The 23,394-nt window shown below is 51.5% G+C and carries 23 protein-coding genes and 1 riboswitch; of the genes, 16 read left to right on the top strand and 7 right to left on the bottom strand.

Translation table 11 applies throughout. The annotated features are described in order from the left end of the window. The first annotated feature begins 134 nt into the window (after nucleotides 1-134). The 4 genes from efeU to efeO (HBA93_RS12910) all read left to right on the top strand — a co-directional run bounded on the left by efeU (nucleotide 135) and on the right by efeO (HBA93_RS12910) (nucleotide 4,348). Entirely contained in the window at nucleotides 135-956 is an 822-nt protein-coding gene (gene efeU, locus HBA93_RS12925; RefSeq protein WP_121993522.1) for an iron uptake transporter permease EfeU, read from the top strand. 9 nt (nucleotides 957-965) lie between these two features. Beyond that, entirely contained in the window at nucleotides 966-2,144 is a 1,179-nt protein-coding gene (gene efeO / locus HBA93_RS12920) for an iron uptake system protein EfeO (protein WP_221723542.1), read from the top strand. A 3-nt stretch (nucleotides 2,145-2,147) separates the two neighbouring features. After that, nucleotides 2,148-3,464, top strand: a complete 1,317-nt coding sequence (gene efeB, locus HBA93_RS12915; protein WP_221723541.1) for an iron uptake transporter deferrochelatase/peroxidase subunit — start codon at nucleotides 2,148-2,150, stop codon at nucleotides 3,462-3,464. A 65-nt stretch (nucleotides 3,465-3,529) separates the two neighbouring features. Beyond that, the gene (gene efeO, locus HBA93_RS12910; protein ID WP_121993519.1) at nucleotides 3,530-4,348 is read left to right on the top strand and encodes an iron uptake system protein EfeO; all 819 of its coding nucleotides are present in this window, start codon (nucleotides 3,530-3,532) and stop codon (nucleotides 4,346-4,348) included. A 48-nt stretch (nucleotides 4,349-4,396) separates the two neighbouring features. Here the strand turns inward: efeO (HBA93_RS12910) and HBA93_RS12905 are convergent, their stop codons facing one another. The 3 genes from HBA93_RS12905 to HBA93_RS12895 form a co-directional block, all read right to left on the bottom strand. Next, nucleotides 4,397-4,756, bottom strand: a complete 360-nt coding sequence (locus HBA93_RS12905; protein ID WP_221723540.1) for a DUF1850 domain-containing protein — start codon at nucleotides 4,754-4,756, stop codon at nucleotides 4,397-4,399. Continuing rightward, nucleotides 4,756-6,861, bottom strand: coding sequence for a TRAP transporter permease (locus HBA93_RS12900; protein WP_221723539.1), 2,106 nt, complete (start codon nucleotides 6,859-6,861; stop codon nucleotides 4,756-4,758). Before HBA93_RS12900 ends, HBA93_RS12905 begins: the two co-directional genes overlap by 1 nt. A 101-nt stretch (nucleotides 6,862-6,962) precedes the next feature. Continuing rightward, nucleotides 6,963-7,916, bottom strand: coding sequence for a TAXI family TRAP transporter solute-binding subunit (locus HBA93_RS12895; protein WP_221723538.1), 954 nt, complete (start codon nucleotides 7,914-7,916; stop codon nucleotides 6,963-6,965). Between the two features lie 506 nt (nucleotides 7,917-8,422). On the opposite strand from HBA93_RS12895, the gene HBA93_RS12890 reads away from it, so the two are divergent. Further along, nucleotides 8,423-9,973 (top strand): acetolactate synthase large subunit, encoded by a 1,551-nt coding sequence (locus HBA93_RS12890; RefSeq protein ID WP_221723537.1) that lies wholly within the window; start codon nucleotides 8,423-8,425, stop codon nucleotides 9,971-9,973. Nucleotides 9,974-10,010: 37 nt separating this feature from the next. Here HBA93_RS12890 and HBA93_RS12885 read toward each other — a convergent pair whose 3' ends face one another. Beyond that, complete coding sequence (locus HBA93_RS12885) at nucleotides 10,011-10,985, bottom strand: SRPBCC family protein (protein WP_221723536.1); 975 nt, start codon at nucleotides 10,983-10,985, stop codon at nucleotides 10,011-10,013. Nucleotides 10,986-11,063: 78 nt separating this feature from the next. Further along, nucleotides 11,064-11,162, top strand: a riboswitch (TPP riboswitch). A gap of 64 nt (nucleotides 11,163-11,226) precedes the next feature. Here HBA93_RS12885 and HBA93_RS12880 point away from each other — a divergent pair. The 3 genes from HBA93_RS12880 (at nucleotide 11,227) to HBA93_RS12870 (ending at nucleotide 14,353) form a co-directional block, all read left to right on the top strand. After that, nucleotides 11,227-12,006 carry a 3-oxoacyl-ACP reductase gene (locus HBA93_RS12880; protein WP_221723535.1) on the top strand — a complete coding sequence of 260 codons (780 nt, stop codon included), beginning with the start codon at nucleotides 11,227-11,229 and terminating at the stop codon, nucleotides 12,004-12,006. Further along, nucleotides 12,006-13,301 carry an LLM class flavin-dependent oxidoreductase gene (locus HBA93_RS12875; RefSeq protein ID WP_221723534.1) on the top strand — a complete coding sequence of 432 codons (1,296 nt, stop codon included), beginning with the start codon at nucleotides 12,006-12,008 and terminating at the stop codon, nucleotides 13,299-13,301. Before HBA93_RS12880 ends, HBA93_RS12875 begins: the two co-directional genes overlap by 1 nt. Nucleotides 13,302-13,384: 83 nt before the next feature. Continuing rightward, nucleotides 13,385-14,353, top strand: coding sequence for an alpha/beta hydrolase family protein (locus HBA93_RS12870; RefSeq protein ID WP_286201916.1), 969 nt, complete (start codon nucleotides 13,385-13,387; stop codon nucleotides 14,351-14,353). Between the two features lie 59 nt (nucleotides 14,354-14,412). Here the strand turns inward: HBA93_RS12870 and HBA93_RS12865 are convergent, their stop codons facing one another. From HBA93_RS12865 to HBA93_RS12855, 3 genes are read right to left on the bottom strand one after another with little or no spacing between them, the layout of a single operon-like run. Beyond that, on the bottom strand, nucleotides 14,413-15,012 hold the full coding sequence (locus tag HBA93_RS12865; protein ID WP_221723533.1) for an ATP-dependent Clp protease proteolytic subunit: 600 nt from the start codon (nucleotides 15,010-15,012) through the stop codon (nucleotides 14,413-14,415). A gap of 40 nt (nucleotides 15,013-15,052) precedes the next feature. Further along, nucleotides 15,053-15,409, bottom strand: a complete 357-nt coding sequence (locus tag HBA93_RS12860) for an SRPBCC family protein (RefSeq protein ID WP_121993510.1) — start codon at nucleotides 15,407-15,409, stop codon at nucleotides 15,053-15,055. After that, entirely contained in the window at nucleotides 15,406-15,720 is a 315-nt protein-coding gene (locus HBA93_RS12855; RefSeq protein WP_121993666.1) for an ArsR/SmtB family transcription factor, read from the bottom strand. The genes HBA93_RS12860 and HBA93_RS12855 overlap by 4 nt, the downstream gene beginning before the upstream one ends. A gap of 157 nt (nucleotides 15,721-15,877) precedes the next feature. Between HBA93_RS12855 and HBA93_RS12850 the strand changes: the two genes are divergently transcribed. From HBA93_RS12850 to HBA93_RS12815, 8 genes are all read left to right on the top strand, one after another. Then, nucleotides 15,878-16,384 carry a putative pterin-binding protein gene (locus tag HBA93_RS12850; protein WP_121993509.1) on the top strand — a complete coding sequence of 169 codons (507 nt, stop codon included), beginning with the start codon at nucleotides 15,878-15,880 and terminating at the stop codon, nucleotides 16,382-16,384. An 8-nt stretch (nucleotides 16,385-16,392) separates the two neighbouring features. Next, on the top strand, nucleotides 16,393-18,324 hold the full coding sequence (locus HBA93_RS12845; RefSeq protein ID WP_121993508.1) for a putative bifunctional diguanylate cyclase/phosphodiesterase: 1,932 nt from the start codon (nucleotides 16,393-16,395) through the stop codon (nucleotides 18,322-18,324). A gap of 137 nt (nucleotides 18,325-18,461) precedes the next feature. Further along, complete coding sequence (locus HBA93_RS12840) at nucleotides 18,462-19,259, top strand: FkbM family methyltransferase (protein ID WP_221723581.1); 798 nt, start codon at nucleotides 18,462-18,464, stop codon at nucleotides 19,257-19,259. A gap of 107 nt (nucleotides 19,260-19,366) precedes the next feature. Continuing rightward, entirely contained in the window at nucleotides 19,367-19,618 is a 252-nt protein-coding gene (locus HBA93_RS12835; RefSeq protein WP_221723532.1) for a hypothetical protein, read from the top strand. Continuing rightward, entirely contained in the window at nucleotides 19,619-20,086 is a 468-nt protein-coding gene (locus tag HBA93_RS12830) for a hypothetical protein (RefSeq protein WP_221723531.1), read from the top strand. Between the two features lie 613 nt (nucleotides 20,087-20,699). Beyond that, on the top strand, nucleotides 20,700-21,194 hold the full coding sequence (locus tag HBA93_RS12825) for an RNA polymerase sigma factor (protein WP_221723530.1): 495 nt from the start codon (nucleotides 20,700-20,702) through the stop codon (nucleotides 21,192-21,194). A 61-nt stretch (nucleotides 21,195-21,255) separates the two neighbouring features. Further along, nucleotides 21,256-22,236: a FecR family protein gene (locus HBA93_RS12820; protein WP_221723529.1), complete on the top strand. Its 981-nt coding sequence runs from the start codon at nucleotides 21,256-21,258 to the stop codon at nucleotides 22,234-22,236. An 84-nt stretch (nucleotides 22,237-22,320) separates the two neighbouring features. After that, on the top strand, nucleotides 22,321-23,334 hold the full coding sequence (locus tag HBA93_RS12815; protein ID WP_221723528.1) for a TonB-dependent receptor: 1,014 nt from the start codon (nucleotides 22,321-22,323) through the stop codon (nucleotides 23,332-23,334). Nucleotides 23,335-23,394: the final 60 nt, after the last annotated feature.

Genomic DNA, 23,394 nt, shown 5'->3' with positions numbered 1-23,394 from the left:
TTAATTCACATGTTTAACTGTCTTTGCTTAGACCTCTGCTTTTACTGAATTAGTGATCGTTCCGGCCGGGCATTTTCATTGTTGCGCAGGCTTTTCCGGCTTGCATTTGTTTAAACGACACTGAGAGCAAGCCGATGTTGGCACCGTTTCTGATTATGTTGCGTGAGGGGCTGGAAGCTGCTCTCCTCACCAGTATTATTGCTTCTTATCTGAACAAGACCGGACGCTCGTCCTATATGCCTGCTGTTTGGGTCGGCATCTTTCTGGCCATTGCTTTGTCCTTTCTGGCCGGAGCGGCATTGCAGATCATCAGTGCTGAGTTTCCGCAAAAAATGCAGGAATTGTTTGAAGCCGTTGTCGGCTTTGTTGCGGTGATTGTACTGATGTCCATGGTTTTGTGGATGAAAAAAGCCGCCCGCTCCCTCAAAGATGAATTACAGCATTCTGTTGAACATGCGCTTGCCGCTAAATCAGCTACTTGGGCATTGATTGGCATGGTGTTCTTTGCCGTGGCGCGTGAGGGGTTGGAATCCGTTTTCTTCCTGCTGGCTATTTTTCAGCAGAGCGAAGGCTATGCGGCACCGCTCGGCGCGTTTTTGGGCGTAGCCGTATCTGTCGTGCTCGGCATGTTGATTTATCAGGGCGGGTTGCGTCTGAATTTACGACTTTTTTTCCGCTGGACAGGTATTCTGATTATTTTCGTTGCTGCCGGTTTGCTGTCCGGTGCATTGCGTAGTTTGCATGAGGCTGGCATCTGGAATTATTTACAGGCACCGGCATGGGATCTGAGCCATGTACTGCCGCTGTCTACGCCGCTTGGCACATTGCTGTCCGGCCTGTTCGGCTATCACGATACACCGGCAATCGGTGAAGTAATTGTCTATTTTGTTTTCCTGTTTGCGGCGCTGGCCATTTATCTGCGGCCGGTACCTGCACAAAAAACCGCTGCTGCGTAAGAGGCTATGATGAGTAAGAATCCATCCGCACCTTCATCAGGCCTTATGAAGCTGGCTGTTGCCGGTTCCGCTGTTTTGGCAGTGGCTGCAGGCGGGTTGTTCTATTATGCAACCATCACAAAAAACACAGCGGGTAGTGAAAAACTGATCCCGATTGAGGTTGGCGCTAAAGCCTGTGAGCCGATGAACCTGACCTTGCCATCCGGCTTTCACAGTTTTGAAATTCACAACCGCTCTGACCGCCCTGTTGAATGGGAAATTCTGGATGGTGTGATGGTCGTAGAAGAGCGTGAGAATATTATTCCGGGTATGAAATCCGTGTTGCGCGCGCAATTGCTTCCCGGAGACTATGAGATTACCTGTGGTCTGCTTTCCAATCCGCGTGGCAAATTGACAGTAACACCGTCCGAACATTCTGCGGCGGCTGTGGCGGCCAAGCCGGATACCCGCGCTTTCATCGGTATGCTCTCGGAATATAAAGTGTTTCTGGTCATGCAGAGCAATGCGGCGCTTAAAAATACGCAGACCCTGCAAGCAGCAATTGCTGCAGGCGATGTGCAGGCAGCGCGCGCAGCTTTCTCGCAGGCACGCGAAGCCTATGAGCGCACAGATGTGCTTTCCGGTCGTTTCTCCGATCTGGCCTCAAAGATTGATCCTCTCGCAAATTATCTTGAAAAACGCGAGGAAGACCCCGCATTTACCGGTTTCCATCGTATTGAATATGGTTTGTGGACACAGAACAGTACCGCAGGACTGGACATTTTTGCCAGTCAGTTGGCAACTGATCTGACAGAACTGAAAGAACGTCTGAAAACCACGAAGCTGACGCCGGATATGCTGCTGCGCAGTCTCGCTACCTATCTGAACCAGCAGGCTGAAGGTGCCGTTATTGCCGGGGATAATGCCTATTCGCATCTTGATCTGGCTGATCTGACGGCAAAATTCGATGGCGCAGAAAAAATTCTCACTTTGCTGAAACCACTCAGTGAAAAACCGGCTGCGGGTGAGACACAAAATGCGCTGTCAGCTTTACAGGATATACGGCAGGAACTGACGGCTTTGTCGGCCGGAAACCCTGAACGCTCCTATGCGGAAATTGATGAAGCTGCCCGTCGCGCATTGGCGGAAAAAGTGAAAGCACTCAGCCAGAAAATCACCGCACTGATGGCAGCAATCGGACTGGAGTAAGTGATGAAAAAGGAAGAGAACAAGCTTACAGCAAACCGCCGGAATGTCCTCAAAGGATTGGGGCTGGCACTTGGCAGTACAATAACTGCGGGGACTGCAGGCTATGCGCAGGCCTCATCGACTCCGGTTGAGCATCATGTGACTGATGCGCCGGTTGGCAGCAATGGTTTTCATCAGCGCCAGCCTTTTTATGGCATTCATCAGTCCGGCATTACCAATGCCCGTCCTGCGCATGGTCTGGTTGCGTCTTTCGATGTGCTGGTGAAAACGCCGGATGATCTGGAGCGCCTGTTCCGCACACTCACGCAGCGGATCGCCTTTCTTACGCAAGGCGGTACAGCGCCGGAGCTGGATCCGAAACTGCCGCCTGCGGATTCCGGTATTATAGGCCCTGAAATACGGCCGGATAATCTGACGATGACAGTAGGTCTTGGCGACAGCCTGTTTGAGCATCATCCGTGGTTGCAGCCGCATAAGCCGAAGCTGCTGCAACGTATGACCAAATTTCCGAATGATGCACTGGTGGCTGATCTTTGCCACGGCGATCTGTCGCTGCAATTTTGCGCGAATACGCCGGATACCAATATTCACGCTTTGCGTGATATTCTGAAAACCATGTCTGATCTGGTTTTCCTGCGCTGGAAACAGGAAGGCAATGTGCCGGTAATCCCGCCTTCGCCTTCTGGTGAAGTGGAAAGCGCACGTAATTTCTTAGGCTTCCGTGACGGCTCAGCCAATCCTGATGCCGCTGACAAGAGCCTGATGAACCAGCTGGTCTGGGTGGGGCAAACCCATCAGGAGCCGGATTGGGCAACCAATGGCTCCTATCAGGCGGTGCGTATCATCCGTAATTTTGTGGAGCGTTGGGATCGCACGCCTTTGCAGGAACAGGAACTGATTTTCGGCCGGAAGAAAAATTCCGGTGCGCCGATGGACGGTACCAAAGAAAGTCAGGTTCCGGATTATTCCAAAGATCCTGAAGGTAAAGTCACACCGATGGATGCGCATATTCGTCTGGCCAATGACCGCACTCATGCCACGCAGAAAAATCTCATTCTGCGCCGCCCGTTCAACTATTCCAATGGTGTTACCAAGTCCGGTCAGCTTGATCAGGGACTGCTTTTCATTTGCTATCAGGCTGATCTGGAGCAGGGCTTTATCACTGTGCAGCGCAAGCTAGATGGCGAACCGCTGGAAGAATATATCAAGCCGGTCGGCGGCGGTTATTTCTTCATTCTTCCGGGTGCTGTGGATGAGAAGGATTATCTCGGCAGCACATTGGTAGAGGCAATCCGCAATCATCCGGATAACAAGGTTTAACCACAACCGTTTGTACAAACGGCTGTAACTCTAAAAACATGAAGTGTATCAGAAGGACGTCTGTAATGAAGTTTGGATCTTTACTTGCCGCCTCGGTACTTGCCTCCTGCCTGTCCTTTCAGGCGTTTGCGCAAGATACCACCTATGACCTCGTTGAGCCGCTGGCAGAATATAAAATCTATGTCAGCGAAAAAGTGCAGAAGCTGGAAGAAGACACCAAGGTGTTTACCGATGCTGTGAAAGCCGGTGATGTGGAAAAGGCAAAATCGCTTTTTGCTTCAACCCGCCTGAGCTACGAAGCCATTGAACCGATTGCGGAATTGTTCAGCGATCTGGACGTGGCGATTGACAGTCGTGCTGACGATTGGGAAAAAGCGGAGCAGGATCCGGGGTTCACGGGTTTCCACCGTATTGAATATGGTCTGTGGGAAAAGAACTCGACTGAAGAGCTGACACCGGTTGCTGACAAGCTGATGGCTGATGTGAGCGAATTGAACAAGCGTATTGCTGATCTGACTTTCCCGCCGGAAAAGGTTGTCGGTGGTGCGGCAGTGCTGATGGAAGAAGTGGCAGCAACCAAAATCTCCGGTGAGGAAGATCGTTACAGCCACACTGATCTTTGGGATTTCAAAGGTAACTTTGACGGTTCCCGCAAGATTTTCGATCTGGTACGTCCGCTGATTGAAGCAAAAGAAGCCGAATTCACCAAGAAAGTGGATGAGAACTTCAATACGGTTTCCCAGACCCTTGATAAATACAAGGAAGGCGATGGCTACCAGAGCTATGACAAGTTGACTGAAGCTGACCGTAAAGTGCTCTCCATTGCCGTGAATACACTGGCGGAAGATCTTTCCACACTGCGTGGGAAACTCGGCCTGAACTAATCAGCTATAACTAAAACGCCCGATATCAGACATGATATCGGGCGTTTTTTATTGGCATTGTGTGATTTTGATTGGCTGTTCAGCGGTTATCCCAAGTTCATGACATTGGCCGTTGGCACAGAGTTTCCAGCCGCTGACTGTCTCGCCGGATGCCGCCAGCACAATCTCTCTGCGGGGCGGAATTTTCGGTACATAGTGATACCAGCCGTCACGCAAAATTGCATCTTCCGGTGGCTCCATACCAGCACCGGAACCTTGTATGCGGGCTTCGGTCAGCACAAAACCTGTCGGTGTGATCTGCCAGTCTTCCTGCCACGGTATTTTCTCGACACTATGCGTCCATTGCAGCATGAAAGAAGTGGTTGCTATCCGCAGCATACCGGCTGCGGATAGTGCGCACAGTGCCATCAGGCGGCTTTCAGTTGCGGCTCTCTGGTATTCCACCAGTGCCACAGCAGGAACGCCATACAGGCAGCAAAACCGATCTCATCGCTGAGCGGGTAAGTTGCCAGCATCATTGCGGCTGCTGCAAAGGCCCAGATACGCTCCCAGATTTTGAGATGTCCGCGTAAGAAGCCGATTGCTGCGGCACCCCACATGACAATACTGAGCAGAGCTTTACCGATCATATAGGCGACAGCAGGCCAGAAACCCATGCTTTCCGCCAACGGGCCGCCATCCTGCAACATGATGACAGGTGCATAAACTGCCATAAACGGCACCGCAAAACCGGCAACGGCAATACGCACAGCCTGCATCCCGATTTTCATACCGGACTCTTTGGCAATCGGGGCGGCAGCAAATGCCGCCAGTGCGACCGGTGGCGTCAGGTCAGCCATAATCCCGAAATAGAACACGAACATATGTGACACCAGAAGCGGCACATCCAGCATCAACAGGGCAGGGCCTGCAATTGATGAGGTGATGATATAGTTCGGGATTGTCGGAATACCCATGCCAAGGATCAGGCAGGTGATCATAGTCAGCACGAGGGAGAGGAACAGGGAGTTTTCACCTACGCTCACAATCACACGCGCAAAGCTTGATCCGGCACCGGTGAGCGCCAGCACGCCGATGATGACGCCGACAAGCGCACAGGCCACACCAACCGGCAGGGCATTTTTGGCGCCTTCTGCAAGGCTTTCGAGGCAGAGACGCAGCGTCTCACGGCCACCGCGCAGCACGAAATTGACCAGAACCAGTGCCGTGATTAGCAGCAGGATCAGGGTAATGCCGCGGATTTCAAAGCCTAGAATATTGAAGCTGGTGCCGAAAGCCGCAGCGGACATCAGGCCGAGTGCGACCCAGAATAATACGCGCACGGCCATTGGCATATTGGCGGAGACCGGCACACCGAGGATGATCAGTGCGGTCAGCCCCATGCCTACGGTTCCGGCGAATAGCGGCGTATAGCCGGAGAACAGTAGCCAGACCAGTGCCACAAGCGGCAGGATCAGATACCAGTGTTTGCGCAAAGCACCGAGCGCACTTGGCAATTCAGCTTTTGACAGGCCTTTCAGACCAAGGCGACCGGCTTCCAGATGCACCATGATAAATACGGTGATGAAATAGAGAATTGCCGGAACAATCGCCGCTTTCACAATTTCAAGATAAGGCAGACCGAGTGTTTCCGCCATGATGAAGGCAACAGCGCCCATTACTGGCGGCATAATCTGACCACCCATCGAGGCAACGGCTTCCACACCACCGGCAAAGGCAGGTTTGAAGCCGGAGCGTTTCATCAGCGGAATGGTGAAAGCGCCGGTGGTCACCACATTGGCCACACCGGAGCCGTTGATGGTGCCCATCAGAGCGGAGGAGATGACCGAGACTTTGGCAGGGCCGCCGCGTGATGAGCCGACAGAACCCATCGCCACATCATTGAAAAGCTGGATCATGCCCGCACGTTCAAGGAATGCACCGAACAGAATAAACAGGAAAATATAGCTGGATGAGACATAAATCGGCGTACCGTAAATGCCCTCAGTTCCCAGAAACAGCACTTCGACAACCTGTTCAAAATCATAGCCGCGATGATTGAGCGGTGATGGCAGATATTGGCCGAACAGACCATAGGCCAGAAAGATCAGGCAGATCAGTGGCAGGGTCCAGCCCATCATACGCTGCCCCGCCCAGAAGACCAGAGCAACGGCAAGCACACCGATCACAATATCCTGCATTTCCGGCTCACCGGCACGCAGGATCAGATCATTATAGAAAACCCAATGATAAAAGCTGACAGCAAAAGCCAGAATGGCCGTTGACCACATCAGCAGTTTCTTGAAAGAGCCGCTGGGCGCTGCATTGGCATAAAGGCCAAACAGCAGCAGCAGCAAAAAGCCGACATGAACGGAGCGGACAACCTGACTTGGCAAAGGTGAATAGGCCGCAGTCCAAAGCTGGAAAACGGAAAAAGCAACGGCAATGCCAAACAATATTTTGGCGCCGCTGCTGACACCCCAACCCGGAATATGCTCGGCCGATTCAACCGCATTGTTTTCTGAAGATGACATAAATTTAAAACCGCAAAAAATGACAGGAACAGACGGTCAGAAAAGGCTGCATATTCTGTGCTCTACAGAATATGCAGCCTTAAAATCCGCTTCAGGCGTGATTATTCAATGCCTTTTTCTTTGTAGTAACGCATTGCACCCGGATGGATCGGGGTTGGAGATACGATCGTGCTCTTGTCGAGTTTGATCATTTTGGCTGCGGAATGGGCTGCAGTCAGCTGATCCAGATTTTCAAACAGACCTTTGGTCATCTGATAGACCAGTTCTTCATCCATATCCGGACGTACGATCAGATAGTTGATTACCGATGCGGTCGTCACATCTTTATCCTGACCGGTATAGGTGTCGGCCGGAATAGTGTTGACCTGATAAGGTGCACCGATTTTTTCAATAATATCAGCAGGTACTTCCACCACATTGATCTCAACTGCATTGGCCAGATCGCGCAGCGATGCAACGCCAAGACCGGAGGACTGCAGGGTGGCATCAAGCTGGCGATTTTTCATCAGTTCCACGGATTCCGCAAATGGCAGATATTCCACTTTGCCGAGATCGCTGTAGGAAAGACCGGCAGCGCCGAGAATGGTTTTCGCATTCAGCTCGGTGCCGGATTTCGGCGCGCCGACGGACAGACGTTTTCCTTTCAGATCGGCCAGCGTTTTAATGCCGGACTCTTTGGAGGCAACGATCTGCACATAATTCGGATAGATTGCGGCGAGAGTGCTGATATTTTCCAGTTTCTTTTTGAAACCGGCTTCTTCATTGCCTTCCCACGCATCACGCAGGGAATCGCCGAGCGTGAAAGCAATTTCGCCACGACCACTGTTAATCAGATTGATATTCTCAATCGAGGCTTTGGTTGCCTGCACAGAAGGACGGGCATCAGGAATGCCGGAATAGATTTTTTCAAGGGCGACACCCATCGGGTAATAAACACCGCTTGTGCCGCCGGTCAGAATATTGATGAAATTTTGCGCATTTGCTTCAGCTGCGGCAAATGTCAGGGTGACCGCTGCAAAGGCTGATAAAAGTGATTTTTTACCCAAATAACCCATGAAATCCTCCATATTTCACTCATGGGCGGCTCTCCCTCAGCCTTCAGCTCTCCCTGATGTGACTGTAACCGCCCGTATAATATCTTGCTGTAAGCCGGTGGTTCAGAACAATCCCCGATTAACATCACCAAGACATTTAATGTACAAAAAGAGCCCTAATCATCCTAAAGTATTAGACAGACAGATAAAATGTAAAATAGAGGCTCTGTTTCGCAGGTGATTTTTTATGAAGTCGCCATATTGTGCAACCAAAAATTTGTGACCGGCTTGTCTGCATTTAAAAACATGTCACATTGAATTTTAAATAACTGATTTCATTAAATTTATTGAAACATGATGCTTGTGCATAAAATTATTCCGAAACACTGTCAGGCGAATGGAATAGTTTTGCGCAAAGCTTGCGACATGAGCGCAAAGCCGGATATAGCTGTTGCGGCTCATAGTGGTTGTGCATGGAGGAAACGCACAATCGGATACTGTGGACACAAGCATAATGGGAGTGAGAAATGAACGGTGCTGATAGCCTTTGCGACACCCTGCTGGCGCACGGGATCGATGTCTGTTTTGCCAATCCGGGCACATCAGAAATGCATTTTGTGGCAGCGCTGGATCGCAAGCCGCAAATGCGCTGCGTATTGGGTCTGTTTGAAGGCGTGGTAACAGGTGCAGCCGACGGCTATGGCCGTATGGCGGACAAGCCGGCAGCAACTCTGCTGCATCTGGGTTCCGGCCTTGGCAATGGCGTTGCGAATTTACACAATGCCAAGCGTGCAAAAACACCGATCGTCAATATTGTCGGCGATCACGCCACCTATCATCTGAAATATGATGCCCCGCTGACCAGTGATATTGAATCGCTGGCACGTCCGGTTTCAGGTTGGGTGAAGACGTCTAAATCCGCCGATGATATTTCCGCAGATACGGCTGAAGCTTTTGCCGCAGCATGTAATGCACCGGGGCAGGTGGCAACGCTGATCCTGCCTGCCAACACCGCATGGACAGAGGCGCCGCAGCAGATTGTGCAACCTCTGACCCGTCCGGAACGTCGTAAGGTTGATGCTGATGCCGTGCGTGAAGCGGCTAAAGCGCTGCGCAACGGTAAGCGCACGCTCATCCTGCTTGGCAATCTTGCCCTGCGTGCCAATGCGCTGGAAATTGCCAGCCGTATTGCGCAAGAATCCGGTGCGCGTTTGCTGGCGCAGCAATCCAATGGCCGTATTGAGCGCGGTGCAGGTCGTGTTGCTGTTAATCGCGTGCTTTACCGCGTGGATGATGCACTGGCTGATCTGGCGGATATTGAACAGGTTGTATTGCTCGGAGCGAAAATTCCGGTCGCCTTCTTCGCCTATCCGGGTAAGCCAAGCACTTTCCTGCCGGAAGGTTGCGCCGTGGTTGATTATGCCGGTGAAGCAGATGACCAGCTCTATGCTTTGCAGGCACTGGTCGATGAAATGAATATTCCGGCATCTGTCACGCCACTGCTCAATCAGCGTGGTGAGAAGGTCATGCCGACCGGTACGCTGGATGATGATAAAATCAGCGCGATTGTTGCATCACTCCTGCCGGAAAATGCGATTATTGTTGATGAATCCATTACATCCGGCCGTGAAATGTTTGGTCTGACACATCAGTCAGCGCCGCATGACTTTCTGCAGCTGACCGGTGGTGCAATCGGTATCGGTCTGCCGCTGGCAACCGGTGCAGCTGTGGCCTGTCCTGACCGTCAGGTGGTGGCGTTACAGGCAGACGGCAGCGGTATGTATACGATGCAGGCACTGTGGACTCATGCCCGCGAAAACCTGAACATCATCACCATCATTTTCGCCAATCAGCGTTATGCGATCCTGCATGGTGAATTGCAGAATGTCGGAGCCGGTGCACCGGGACGCAATGCGCAGCGTATGTTTGATCTGGTTGAGCCGACGATTGACTGGGTAAGCCTTGCCAAAGGTGTTGGTGTTGAAGGCGCACGCGCCACCACAGCTGAACAATTTGCTGATTTGTTTGCTGCGGCAAGCAAGCGCAAAGGCCCGTTCCTGATCGAAGCGATGATCTGAAATTAAAGTGGCGGCGGGTTTATAATCCGCCGCACTTTCAAGCCTGAACTGCGCTTTCCGAGCGTTCCTTAATGACATTCAGCACGATGGAATGGAAATCATTGAGGAAAATCTGACCCCACCAGTCGCAGTAAATATTGATCGGCGTTGCAATACGGTATTGGGTTTTCAGCGTGAGACGCGTACGGTTTTCGTCAATTGGCTCCAGCAGATATTCACCATAGTCCAGTCCCAGATAGTCACTGTTGACGCTGATATGCGCTTCCACTGCTTTTGGGATTGAAGTGTCGCTGAAACGGAAATCCCAGCGCAGATAACGGTTTTCCTGCCAGCCGGTAATAACTTCTTCAAAATTGACGCCTTTGCCCCATTTCAAATGACGTACGGCACCCACACCGGAACCGGTAATCCGCGCATCTTCGGGTTTCGGCACACCGACAATGCTGTGGCTGAAAGTCATACCCAATTCATCGGAGCGGATATCAGGGATTTCGAGCGTATTGTTCCAGATTACATCAGCAGGGGCATTGATTTCAATCACGGTTGTGACCGAACTGAAATGATCCTGATATTCGATTTGGTTTTCCAGCGGCAGAGCGAGAAAGGGCAGGGCAATCACAAATGTGACGCTGCGTTTTGCCTGATAATTGCGTAAAAGCCGCATAGTGACATAAACACCAAGCGCTGTGCCCGCCAAAAGAAACGGCGCAGCCATGGCCACGCAAATACCTGCCTCGCCAAAGATAATCATTGAAATAAGGATCAAGCCGAGCATGCAAAGCATAGCGGTTTTCATATGCTTGCGGATACTGCCAGTGCCTTGCGGGTCAATCTGAATGATCAGCAGGCTGGTAATGGCCATCGGCATCAGGATCAGACCGGTGATAAAGGCCATCCCGCTGCCTTCCCGTATCAGCCATATCAGGATGTAAAGCACCACCGCATAGAGCGTTGTTGCGAAAACACTGAGCCAGAAACGGTCGGATGAAGGTTCTTGATGATTTTCAGACATAGGGGTTCTTAAACCAGCTTGGGCGGGCAGGACAACCGCCAAGGCTTGTTCCTTCCAAATAAACTTGCTAGAGCTTGGAGGAATGACACGGGGTGTCCTGTTTTACAGGGCTGAGATTTTAAACCCGTTGAACCTGATCCAGCTCATACTGGCGAAGGGATGTCTGTGTGCCCAGCCGTATTCACTGCGGTGCAAGCCCTTATTCCCTTGGCCGGCCATTTCTTAAGGCAAGGGAATTATCATGTCTGAACCAGTCCTTCTTCCGCTCTACCAGCAGCTTGTTCTCGTCACCGGCGGTGCGCGTGGTCTTGGACGCGATCTTGTGAAAGCTTTCTTAAGTGAAGGTGCACGCGTTGTAATCAATTATCACACAAGTGCAGATGCTGCTGCAGAACTGGCAGCACTAGCACCGGAAAAGACACTGGCCCTGCAGGCCGATGTGACGGATATGACAGCCGTACAGGCTATGTTTGCCAAGGCGCAGCAGTATTTTGGTATGCCGGTAACAACGGTGGTCAATAATGCTTTGCCGGCTTTCAGCTTTAACGGCGATGCCCGTGCTCATGCGGATGTCATCAGCTGGGAGCAGATCAATCAGCAGATGGAGGGCATTGTGCGCGGTGCTCTGAACACAACGCAAGCAGCACTTGCCGGTATGGAACAGGCCGGTTTTGGCCGTATCATCAATATTGGTACCAACCTGTTTCAAAATCCGGTTGTGCCGTATCATGATTATACGGCGGCTAAAGCCGCTTTGTTGTCACTGACCCGTACATTGGCGCAGGATCTGGGTGAAAAGAACATCACCGTGAATATGTTGTCCGGCGGGCTGTTACGTACCACCGATGCCTCTGCCGCAACACCGGAAGCAGTGTTTGATTATATAGCCTCTGCCACGCCGTTGCGCCGCGTAACCACGCCTGCGGAATTTGCTGATACGGCTCTGTTCTTTGCTTCGCCATGGGCGCGTTCTGTAACCGGTCAAAATCTGGTTGTGGACGGCGGATTGGTGAAAAACTGATGCGGGAAATGCACCTTAACCTGTTTATCTTCGGTTGCGGGCATCATCGCGCGGCATGGCGGCATCCGCAATCGGCCGTCGAACAACTCAGTGATATCAGCTATTACACAAATCTGGCGCAGATTGCCGAGCGCGGCAAATTTGATGCGATTTTCTTCGCCGACTGGCATGCGATTGATAATATTACGGACGGACCACGCAGCTATTTCGACCCGCTGACTTTGCTGGCTGCATTAGCGGGTGTAACCGAGAAAATCGGGCTGATCAGCACGGTATCCAGCACATTCACAACGCCGTTTCATGCGGCGCGGACACTGGCTTCGCTGGATCATTTATCGAAAGGCCGTATCGGCTGGAATGTCGTGACCTCAATGTTTGACAGTGAAGCACGCAATCATGGCTATGAGAGTATGCCGCCACATGAATGGCGCTACGGCCGTGCGGCAGAATTTATCGAAGCCGTGCAGAAGCTATGGGATTCATGGGATGCTGATACGATTACCTGTGACCGCTCCGGTGATTATGCCCGTAAAGACGGCTTACGAGCGATCCACCACAAAGGCGAGCATTTCTCGACGCAAGGGCCGCTGACCATTCCGCGCCCGCCGCAGGGGCAGCCGGTATTGTTTCAGGCAGGAGCATCAGATCAGGGCAGAGCCTTGGCCGCAGAAAAAGCCGAGGCGATTTATGCGGTGGCTTATGATCTGCTCGCCGCACAAGACTATTATCGCGATATTCAGCATCGTGCAAAACTGGCAGGGCGGGATGCAGGCATACCGGTGATGCCGGGTCTGGTGACCTATGTGGCTTCCACGCAGACAGAGGCGAAAGCTAAGCAGCGGGAACTCGACGAATTACTGCCGACAGCGGACTCCCTTCGCCAGCTTGGTATGTTTATCGGGCAGGATTGCTCCGGCTGGGAGCTGGATGCACCGGTGCCAGCCTTGCCGCCGCTCGAAGATTTCACTGGGCCGAAGGGGCGCTATGCGACCATTCTGCGGATCATGGAAACGGAACAGCCGACATTACGGCAATTGCTCGGTCGCTTAGCGGCAGGTGGCGGACATTGCACAATTGTCGGTACACCTGAGGCAATTGCGGACCAGATGGAATTATGGTGGCGTAATGAGGGGGCAGACGGTTTCAATCTGATGCCGCCGTCCTTGCCGTCATCAATTGAAGATTTCGTCGAACAAGTGGTGCCGGTTCTGCAAAAGCGTGGATTGTTCCGTTCAGACTATCAGACGGATACATTGCGCGGGCATTTGTCTTTACCGCTCACAGATAAGCCATAGATGATCGTCTAATGTGACGCTGATAATGATGAAATGATTTGGCGGGTGCGCGATAAACACACCCGCCAATAAAGGATAAATGAATGTTCCGGTATTCCACTGCAGGCGTAATAGGCCTGCTGCTTTCTGTTGTGTCATTTTCTGCCTCCGCAGAGGAGCAAAAGGTACTTAAACGGGAAGATGGCAGTGTGATCAGCTGGTATCTGGAAAAGCCGCTGACAACAGAGAAAACAGGTTTGATCATTCTGGCACAAGGCTCTGGCTGTCAGTCTGTGACTACAAGCGAGAATATCAAGCTGGCGCGCTCGGCTTTTGCAGAACTGACCGCGCTGACAGTGGATAAATACGGTGTTGAAACCGGCGATAATCCACCGGACCCTTTTGACAAGGATTGCTCAGCCTCTTTCCGTGCTCATCACACGATGACGCAGCGTGTTGAAGATTATCTGCAAGTGCTGGAGAGCCTTAAACAAGCGCCGTGGTGGAATGGCCAGCTGGTATTGTTCGGCGGCTCTGAGGGCGGGGATATTGCTGCGCGACTGGCCGCTAAAACCAAGGCGGATGCGGTGATCCTGTTATCGACCGGTGGTGGTACGAGCTTCGGTGAGATGGTCAAACAGTCAATGGAAGGCGAGATGCTGCTCAACAAGGTGCCAAAGGAACATTGGCCACAAGTTGATAAGGAATTTGCTCATGCCAGAGCCAATCCGCAAAGCAGCGAGAAATGGGCTGGTTCCAGCTATCGTTTCTGGGCGGATGCAATTGATCACCGGCCGGTTGATGCAATGTTGCAGTCCGACGCTGCTTTATTGCTTATTCAGGGCAGTGCTGACATGTCAACGCCGGTAAGCAATGCACGCATGACAATGGATGCGTTTGATAAAGCCAAACGCTGTAACATGACATATTGGGAATTTGCCGGTTATAGCCACGGGATGCAGGACGCACAGGGTATCAGCCGTATGGCTGATGTGCTTGCGCAGGCCGGTTTCTGGCTCAAACAGCAACTTGCAAACGGCAAGCCGGTTGTCTCTTGCACCGTAGCCAAATAGTCAGACTATAAGTACATGGCAAAGCCATGAGGTTTTGCCATGTCTTATAATTTTGATCGTTAGGGCGAACGGTTATTGAGGATTTGATCAATCAGTCCCCATTCCAGTGCTTCTTCCGCGCTCATAAACCGGTCACGGTCAAGTGTTTGCTCGACCTCTTCATAGCTGCGGCCGCAATGTCTGGCGTAAAATTCGATGACGCGATGTTTGGTTTTGCGCATCTCTTCTGCTTGAATGAAAATATCCGATGCCTGCCCCTGAAAACCGCCAAGCGGCTGATGCACATGGAGGCTGGCATTGGGCAATGCTGCGCGTTGTCCCGGTTCGCCTGCCATCAGCAGAAACGACCCCATAGAACGTGCTGTTCCCATGCATAATGTGTGCACCGGTGCGTGAATGTAATGCATGGTGTCGTAAATGGCCAAGCCGCTGGTGATCGAGCCGCCGGGGGAGTTGATATAGAGACTGATCGGTTTCTTAGGGTTTTCGGCTTCAAGAAACAGCAATTGTGCACAGACCAGAGCGGCCACAGTGTCATTGACCTCACCATTGAGAAAAATGATCCGCTCCCGCAGCAGACGGGAGTAAATGTCGAAAGAGCGTTCCCCTTTTGCTGACTGTTCAACCACCATAGGGACGAGTTGCATCATCTCGCGCATCGGCAAGCTCCGTTTTTCACTGATTTAAAATTATGCTGTTTTACGCGGCCCGCATGACGGATTGCATATTAGTATTGGCCGCCCGTGGTTTGAGGCGCAGCCGCGAAGCATCAAGCTCATGGATAATTGTGAGGCTAGTGCCGCCATTATCATTCGCGGCAATCTGGAAGGTGACAACGCTCTCAAGAAATGGCGGTTCCGTTTCCCGCATCCTGTAAGAAGCTTGTTCTCCCTGTATCATTGTCAGTGGCTCGGATTGCGATAAATCTTGTTCCGGCAACCAGTTTGCGCGCAGTTCAGGAATACTGATTGCGCGCCAGATTTTTTGCGGGCTGGCATCCAGATCATATTCAAAGACAAGACGGACTGCATTTTCTGTGTGATTTTCCTCTGTCATTGATCCATATCCTTCAGCAGGGTTTTGAGGCTATCAATACGTGCAGGCCAGTAGGTGCGGTATTTTGCAAACCATTGGGCGATGAGGGCTAGTCCCTCGGGGTCGACCTCGTAATTCACAAAGCGTCCCTGCCGTTCTTCCCTGATGAGTTTTGCACTGCGCAGAACCGCAAGATGCTGGGACATTGCCGGCTGGCTGATTTCCATACCCTCGCGCAAGGAACTGGCATTCATGCTGCCGGTTGCCAGTTTTTCAAAAACAGCACGTCGTGTCGGGTCGGCCAGCGCCTTGAAAATATCATTTTCTGTCATGCCCAACAGATAAGCATACGCTTATGTGATTCGCAATGGTTCAGTTAAGATAAACGGCGAATTTACCTTAAAACAAATAGATTGGGATGTGCATATTTTCCTATGTACTGATTGGTGGATTTCAATATATTATTCTAAATTATCAGGGAGAAATATAATGATCTTAAAGCGCTTCGTGATCTATCTGATTCTGACCTGTATGATGGTTTCCGGTGCCGTTGCCGGTTCACTCGCAAAGCCGGAGGGTAAGCCTATACTGGTTATATCCGGCGCGATTGAAAATAAAAATAACGGCGATACTGCAGAATTCGACCGCGATATGCTGGCCGCAATAGGTATGCAGGTCACAGAAACAGCCAATCCGTGGTATAACGGCCGCACCCGCTTTGAAGGTGTGCCCCTCGATAAGCTGATGGAGCTGGTCGGTGCCAAAGGTACAACTGTTACAGCCGTTGCGTTGAATGATTATGTGACTAAAATTCCGTTAGATGACTTTAAGAAATTTAAGGTCATACTGGCTATGAAGCGTGACGGAAGTTTTATAACGGTTCGCGAAAAAGGACCGCTTTTTATTGTCTACCCGTATGACAGTGATCCGCAATTGCAAAGCCAGACTTATTATACACGCTCCGCGTGGCAGGTGGCAAAACTCATAGTCGAATAGAGGCTTGTGTGAGACGCATACTCGGGATTGTTATTTGTTGTTTTGTATTGGCAACAGGCTACATAGCCTATGTCATTGCTGAGCGGCAAACGGCACTGCAGAAATTTGCCCGCTATAATGACTCCTGGGCTGTCAGCCAGATGGTGTCAGAATATTTGCGTCTTGAACAGCAACTTGCCGCTTATGCTCTCGGGCTGAAAGATGCGGATACTGACGAGCTTTCACTCCGTCTTGATATTATGATAAGCCGGCTGGAATTTGTGCAGCAGGGTACATTGCAGGAATTCGTCAATAAAGACGCATCCCGCTATCTCGTCATTCAAAATCTCCGGGCTATACTGAATAAACTCGATCATCAGCTGGCGGAACTCACACCGGAGAGGGCGAAAGAGCTTTTACCGCAGATGAGCCAGCTGGTCGGGCCGCTGACAAATCTCGCAGCCTCTTCTGTTGAATATGATGTGAGTGTGATTGATGCCGCACAGCTGGAAGTGCGCAACCTTCATTATATTTACACAGCTCTTGCCGCGGGACTTATTCTTTGCGGGATCACAATGATTATCCTGTTGTTGCGCCAGAACAGTATGCTGAACCGCGCACACGGTCGTATGCAGCGTCTGACGGAAGATCTGCGCGAAACCTCTGGCGAATTGCAGTCGCAGAATGACCGGCTCGAACATTCAGCCCATCATGATGCACTGACCGGCTTACCGAACCGTATTTTGTTTCGGCAGGATCTCAACGCACGTATGCAGGGTGCGAGGAATGACGGTTCGCCTGCCGTGGTATTGTTGTTTGATCTTGACGGTTTCAAAGATGTCAATGACACGCTGGGTCATGATGTGGGTGATGTGCTTTTGCAGGCCGTTGCCAACCGGTTGGTTGAGTTCAGTCATAAAGATGACCTCATTTGCCGCTTGGGCGGTGATGAATTTGCTGTTTTATCAACCGGCCTGACCTCGGAAAGAGCGCTTGAATTTGCTCATCATCTGATGCGTGTCATCAGCTCTCCCTATAATATCAATGACAGGGAGATAAAGATCGGCACCTGTATCGGTGTCGCTATTTCTTCGACCGAACCTGATGTGGAAGAGCTGTTCAAGCATGCGGATCTTGCACTTTATGAAGCCAAGGCACTGGGTGCCGGCCACGCCTGCATTTTTCAGCCGCATATGCAAACGCGGCTGCTTGAGAAAAAAGCTTTTGAGGCCGATCTTCGTGATGCGTTGAAAAATGGCGAAATGGAAGTTTTTTATCAGCCTCAGGCAGATACTTATACACGTGAGATTTGTGGTTATGAGGCATTGCTGCGCTGGACACACCCGGTACGCGGTGCTGTTCCGCCGTCGGAATTTATTCCGGTTGCGGAGAAAACCGGTCTGATCCACGATTTGGGGGACTGGGTTCTGCAACAGGCCTGTCAGGAGGCTGTTCTCTGGAAAAGACCATTTAAAGTTGCGGTCAATCTGTCGCCGGTGCAATTCAGCACAAAAAACCTGATCCAGCGGGTTACGACTATTTTGCGTGAGAGCGGACTTAATCCTGAACGGCTGGAGTTGGAAATTACAGAATCCGTTTTACTCGACAAGAATGAGCAGACTTTACTTACGCTGCGGCGATTGAAGGCCGTTGGCATTCAGATTGCGATGGACGATTTTGGTACAGGTTATTCTTCTCTGGGCAGCCTGAGCAGCTTCCCGTTTGATAAAATCAAAATTGACCGTTCTTTCATCAGGGATGTGACGACCAATCCTGATGCATTGGCTATCGTGGAACTCGTCACGGGGATCGGCCAGAGTCTTGGTATGATTACGATTGCGGAAGGAATTGAAACCGAAGAAGAACTGGAGTGTCTGAAGCGGGTCGGTTGCGATCAGGTTCAGGGTTATTTGTTCGGTCGTCCGGTTTCAGCTTCTGAACTGGCGCATCTTCGCACTTAATAAAACTAATATAATGCGTTAAAAAATATACTAAATTTCATATATATGTTATGCCCTGCTTATTCTTTCAGAGAGTGCAAGGCATCCGTTTGTGCTCCTGAAATGCCGCCAATTTCAAGCGCCAAAGGAGCACAGGCGTGGAGACTGTCACATTACACGGTATTAAGATCCCATTTGCCCCTGATGAAGTTTCTCCTGTTATCTGGCAGGCAATTATCAGCGGTCGTTATGAGGCGAAAGAAGCCAAATGGGTTTTTAAAGCTGTCAAGCGCAGTGATCGTGTGTTGGAGCTTGGCTCCGGTATCGGTGTGATAACCTCTTTAATGGCCACTATCCCTGATGTGCAGATTTGGGCTTTTGAAGCCAATCCTTCAACTGCTGCGCTCGCTCAGCGTGTTCTGGATATAAATACTGCGGGCAATGTATTTTTAACTCAGGGTATTCTCGCCGCAGGTGAACCTGCGGACCATCGTTTTTATGTGCGTAAAGATCTCTGGATGTCCTCAATGGACAAGGATCAGGGGCCATATGAACATGAAATATCATTGGCTTCAGCCAATATAGACAGCTTTATAGCTGCAAATGATATCAATATGCTGGTGATGGATATTGAGGGTGCCGAACGCGATCTGCTGCAAAAAGCGGAACTGAGTGGCATTGAGCGTATTTTCCTTGAGCTTCATGACCATCTTTACGGGTTGGCCGGAATTCGCGACATAACACAGGCGCTGGCGGAAAAGGGTTATGCCTATGATCCGCGTGGTTCTTACGGCCCTTGTGTTTTATTCGCCAAAGACGAAACACTACGCGAATATGAGGATGATGCAACCGAGTATCTCGAACGGACGCAATTAGGCCTCAAGCGCGCCAAGTCTGAAGGGAAATCTTTGGGTCGTCCATCCACACTTGATGATAAACAAAAAGATGACAGATAGCGCCGCACTTCAAAAATTAATGACACCTGCAACCAGCCGATGGGTGGCAGTTTGGCTATGAGGGTTACGCAGCGTGGTGGTGTGAATGCCTCTCGGAGAGGTGTTTCATGATTCCTGGGGCTGAAGGTGCAGCCGCTGTTGGCTATCTGCTGATTCTGCTGGCGATCCTCATCGGGGTCCTGCTGCTGTCGTGGTGGGGGTGGAGGCTTTGGCATAAGCACCGTGGTACGGCGCGCCCGCCATTACGTGCATGGCAATGGACAGGGGCCATGCTGTTGTCGGTGCTGCCCATATCGACGGCGCTGATGTGGGTGCAACTTATGTGGGCTGACTACCAACGGGAGCGCCATGAGGTGTAGTTGAAGCAGCAACGGTATTTCAGCTTGCCACAGGCCATTGTTTGGGGTGACATGGTGCTGCCGGCAGGCAGCCACGCGGAGCGTGAGCGGTTGGGCGGCGAAGAGCGACTGAAGGGGGATGCGTCGGATCTGCGCACCATGCCAGGCGTGCGCTTCGCGCAGACCCAGCCGCTGGGTGATCTGTTTGTCAACGCCCTGGGACTGAATGGAGACTGGCTGCTTCTGGAACTGGCCCGTCCCCATCGCTTCGGGAAAGAAAACTGCCCCGCAGGCTATACGGTGCAATTCAAGGCGCTCGAACCCCGGACGGTGCTGGAAGACGTGCCGGCTCCCATCTATGAGGCGCTGCCGCTGCGCATGGCGGATTGGCGATTCGACAACTGCTTCAACGCACGCGCGATCATGTTGCAGTACTGGCGGGGGAGCGACCTGGTCTGGATGGACCCGCCCGACTACGGTCTGGACTGAAACAGAAAACCGCTGCCGGGATCGGACAGCGGTGCTTCAAGATGAATGTGGCTGGCGTTGACGCTTAAAACGTCAACACGTTCTAAGCGTCCACTCGTCTATCATGTCCGCCGCACGCCTGCTGTTTATGAGTAAGGCATTCTCGATCCAGTTGATGTTGTAACCAGTTTTGTGCAGCAGTGTCGATGCCGTGCGGCCCAAACATGTCCAGCGGCTTATCTTCTCTCTGCGAAAGCCGTCACATCAGCGTGAGAACTTGGTTCAACGTGGCACTACTCATCGGCTAGGGTCAATTCGGGTAGCGGAAGTAGCCTTCCGGCGTCGTTTTGGCCCGAACCGGAACTGACCGCGGATTCATCGTTTGTTCGGACTTAACGTACGATTTTTGACTGCTCTGGTCCCGACGCCTACTTGCGAAGTCAAAGCCGTTCAGATCGCGGTAATCGACACTCTTACAGAAGGGACATTATGTTATTAACGTCGTCAACTATCTGTGGTCTGGAATATTGCTAGTCAGATATCTTGCTATTCATTTTAAAGATGAGTAAATAACTCCAGTTATTTTTTGCATTGCGATTGCACGCATTATTTTTGCAGGTTTTATATGCCCCCCATGAACGCTGTTTTTGAACGGATTTATGTCAGGGAGCGTTTGCGCCTGAAACGGCTTGCAGCCCGTATTCTCGGCAATGCACAGGATGCGGAAGATATTCTGCATGATACTTATGTCAAATTATCCAAACGGTCTTTAACGGAAAATGACGACGGGCTGGTCGTGCGCACTGTCACGACACTGGCGCTGGATCAGTTGCGCAGCCGTAAAGTGCAGCCGGATAAAGTTGCATATGACAAGCAAAGCTGTGAGATGTCAGACTTCATTCAGCCTGAACGGATCATCGAAGCGCGTCATGACCTGTTTGCTTTGCTGGATGCAATCCATGCCTTACCGGAACGCCGCGCGCAGATTTTTCTGCTGGCCAGAGTTGACGGTATGACCTATCAGCAGATTGCGCATCAGTTACAGCTTTCATTGAGTACGGTTGAAAAAGAAATGGCGGCAGCAATTGCTTACTGCCATAAGTGGCAGCAGATGCGTGACCGGAAATGATTATGTTTGTCTGTCATCAATTTGCGGGCAACTGCGTGCTTCATGGAAAATGCTTCATCTCATGCTGAAAACCGACGGTTCTGAAAAACTGACAGATGCTGCCATTGAGGAAGCCGCGCAATGGTTCGTGCGGATGAGCAGTCAGCCGGTCAGCGCAGATATACAGCGGGCTTTTCAGGCATGGCTTGAGCAAAGCCCGATGCATGAACAAGCCTATCAGCGAACTGCGCAGCTCTGGACGGATCTGAAAGCGCCCGCCCGTGAAGCGGCCGGAAGCGGCTGGCATCGCAAACGGGAGCGGCAGCCTTTTTCTCTCAGGTATTTTGCCAAATGGGGCAGTGTTGCAGCGGCGGCTGTTGTTGTCATGACATCAACAGCGCTCTGGCGCGATGCAGGGCTGATAGAACGTGCTTTTGCTGAATATGCTGTGGCACCCGGCACCTATAGCGAATTAACGCTGAGTGACGGATCCCGGGTCTATCTTGATGGCGACAGCGCCATCAATACGAATTTCAGTGATGCGGAACGCAATGTCGAGCTGGTTCGCGGCCGTGCATGGTTTGATGTGACACGGAATGAAAACCGGCCGTTTCATGTAACGGGTGGCACCGCCTCTGTGCATGTGCTTGGCACAGCCTTTGCTGTTGAGCTGGAACCTGAGATGACCAAAGTGACCGTTGAGCGCGGGCTGGTTGCGGTGCATTCCACAGGCAAGACGGATACGATCCGGCTGGAGGCCGGAGACAGCGCAGCAGTAACGCCGGACAAGATCGAACAAATCCGTGACGGCAATGCGGAAGCCCGTCTTGCATGGCGGCGCGGTTTGATCATGATGAACCAGACCCCGCTTAAATCAGTGCTGCATGAACTCGGCAAATATACTGCGGGACGTATTATTCTCAGCGATAAAGAGTTGGAAAATCTGCCGGTATCCGGCGTGTTTCAGGCGCAAGATCCTGATGCGGTTTTTGATGCTCTGCGCAGCACGCTCAATCTGACTGTGGTGCGTGTGCCGGGCTTGATGACAATTATCTACCGGTAAAATTATTTTTACGGGTTTTATTCGGGCAAACCGTTCTTTGATTAAGGGCCTGACGTCCTTGAATTTGAACAGGAAACGTCCAGAATGAAGACCATCAGAACTGCGTTCACCGCCAGCGGTGTTTCGCTCATCGCGCTTATGTCCGCTTATCCGGCTGGTGCTTTGGCGCAATCCGCCACAACGGCACAGGATCGCACCAGCTATAATTTCAATATTCCGGCGAAACCGCTGCTCACAGCATTGGCTGATTTTACGGCAACCACCGGCATACAGGTTGTGCGCCAGAATGGCGGCGCAATTTCCGGACAATCCGCAGCCGTGATCGGACGTCAGTCACCGGAAGCAGCACTCAAACGCGTTCTTGGTCCTTCTAAACTGCATTATCGTTTTGTCGATAGCCGCACAGTCAGCCTCTATACACCTGATGAAGCAACGGCAAATGCCGGCGGTGTGAATGCTGATGGTGCAACTCAGCTGAACATGATCACGATTACGACGCCTGCCGGTGCTGTAGATGGAGCATCAGCCGTCTATTCCGCGCCTAAATCCACGGTTTATCTCTCAGAAGAACAGATCAATCGTTATGGCTCGGTATCGTCGGCAGATATGCTCAAGGGCTTACCGGGTGTGCAGGTTGCAGACAGCCGTAACGGTGGTGGTCTTGATGTGAATATTCGCGGTGTTCAGGGGCAAAGCCGTGTGGCGGTGACCGTGGATGGTTCACAACAGTCGCTCAATGTTTATCGTGGTTATGCCGGTACGCAGCAGCGTAGCTATATTGATCCCGATCTGATCAGCGATGTGGTGATTAGTAAGGGGCCTGATCTTACACCCGCCGCAGCCGGTGCCATCGGCGGTGCCGTCAGAATGACGACGCTGCGCATTCAGGATATTCTTAAACCCGGTCAGACTTTCGGTGTTCGCCTGAAAGGCGAATTATGGGACAATGGTGTGAAACAGCCGTATCGTCCGGATCAGGTCAGTTCTGTATCCGAGTTAAACGCAGATGTACGCAGCGGTCGTCCGGATATTTTTGGCTCGGCAGCGAAATCCGGCAGTATTGCTGCGGCTTATACCAGTGTGTCCGTCGTCGAATGATTTGAGACTAATTGTGCTTTTGAAGATTGGATTTTCCGGCTCGGTTTATGGGTTGATTTA

It is taken from the genome of Ochrobactrum sp. SFR4 (assembly GCF_019730395.1).
Classification (GTDB): domain Bacteria; phylum Pseudomonadota; class Alphaproteobacteria; order Rhizobiales; family Rhizobiaceae; genus Pseudochrobactrum.
This window is presented reverse-complemented; position numbering and strand designations above follow the sequence as displayed.

Coding starts and splice junctions, on each gene's coding strand:
- efeB (WP_221723541.1), top strand. CDS start 2,148: ATGAAAAAGGAAGAGAACAAGCTTACAGCAAACCGCCGGAATGTCCTC.
- HBA93_RS12890 (WP_221723537.1), top strand. CDS start 8,423: ATGAACGGTGCTGATAGCCTTTGCGACACCCTGCTGGCGCACGGGATC.
- HBA93_RS12820 (WP_221723529.1), top strand. CDS start 21,256: ATGCTGAAAACCGACGGTTCTGAAAAACTGACAGATGCTGCCATTGAG.
- HBA93_RS12895 (WP_221723538.1), bottom strand. CDS start 7,916: ATGGGTTATTTGGGTAAAAAATCACTTTTATCAGCCTTTGCAGCGGTC.
- efeO (WP_221723542.1), top strand. CDS start 966: ATGAGTAAGAATCCATCCGCACCTTCATCAGGCCTTATGAAGCTGGCT.
- HBA93_RS12855 (WP_121993666.1), bottom strand. CDS start 15,720: ATGACAGAAAATGATATTTTCAAGGCGCTGGCCGACCCGACACGACGT.
- HBA93_RS12885 (WP_221723536.1), bottom strand. CDS start 10,985: ATGTCTGAAAATCATCAAGAACCTTCATCCGACCGTTTCTGGCTCAGT.
- HBA93_RS12865 (WP_221723533.1), bottom strand. CDS start 15,012: ATGCGCGAGATGATGCAACTCGTCCCTATGGTGGTTGAACAGTCAGCA.
- HBA93_RS12880 (WP_221723535.1), top strand. CDS start 11,227: ATGTCTGAACCAGTCCTTCTTCCGCTCTACCAGCAGCTTGTTCTCGTC.
- HBA93_RS12875 (WP_221723534.1), top strand. CDS start 12,006: ATGCGGGAAATGCACCTTAACCTGTTTATCTTCGGTTGCGGGCATCAT.
- HBA93_RS12850 (WP_121993509.1), top strand. CDS start 15,878: ATGATCTTAAAGCGCTTCGTGATCTATCTGATTCTGACCTGTATGATG.
- efeU (WP_121993522.1), top strand. CDS start 135: ATGTTGGCACCGTTTCTGATTATGTTGCGTGAGGGGCTGGAAGCTGCT.
- HBA93_RS12825 (WP_221723530.1), top strand. CDS start 20,700: ATGAACGCTGTTTTTGAACGGATTTATGTCAGGGAGCGTTTGCGCCTG.
- HBA93_RS12900 (WP_221723539.1), bottom strand. CDS start 6,861: ATGTCATCTTCAGAAAACAATGCGGTTGAATCGGCCGAGCATATTCCG.
- HBA93_RS12870 (WP_286201916.1), top strand. CDS start 13,385: ATGTTCCGGTATTCCACTGCAGGCGTAATAGGCCTGCTGCTTTCTGTT.
- HBA93_RS12905 (WP_221723540.1), bottom strand. CDS start 4,756: ATGGCACTGTGCGCACTATCCGCAGCCGGTATGCTGCGGATAGCAACC.
- HBA93_RS12860 (WP_121993510.1), bottom strand. CDS start 15,409: ATGACAGAGGAAAATCACACAGAAAATGCAGTCCGTCTTGTCTTTGAA.
- efeO (WP_121993519.1), top strand. CDS start 3,530: ATGAAGTTTGGATCTTTACTTGCCGCCTCGGTACTTGCCTCCTGCCTG.
- HBA93_RS12815 (WP_221723528.1), top strand. CDS start 22,321: ATGAAGACCATCAGAACTGCGTTCACCGCCAGCGGTGTTTCGCTCATC.
- HBA93_RS12835 (WP_221723532.1), top strand. CDS start 19,367: ATGATTCCTGGGGCTGAAGGTGCAGCCGCTGTTGGCTATCTGCTGATT.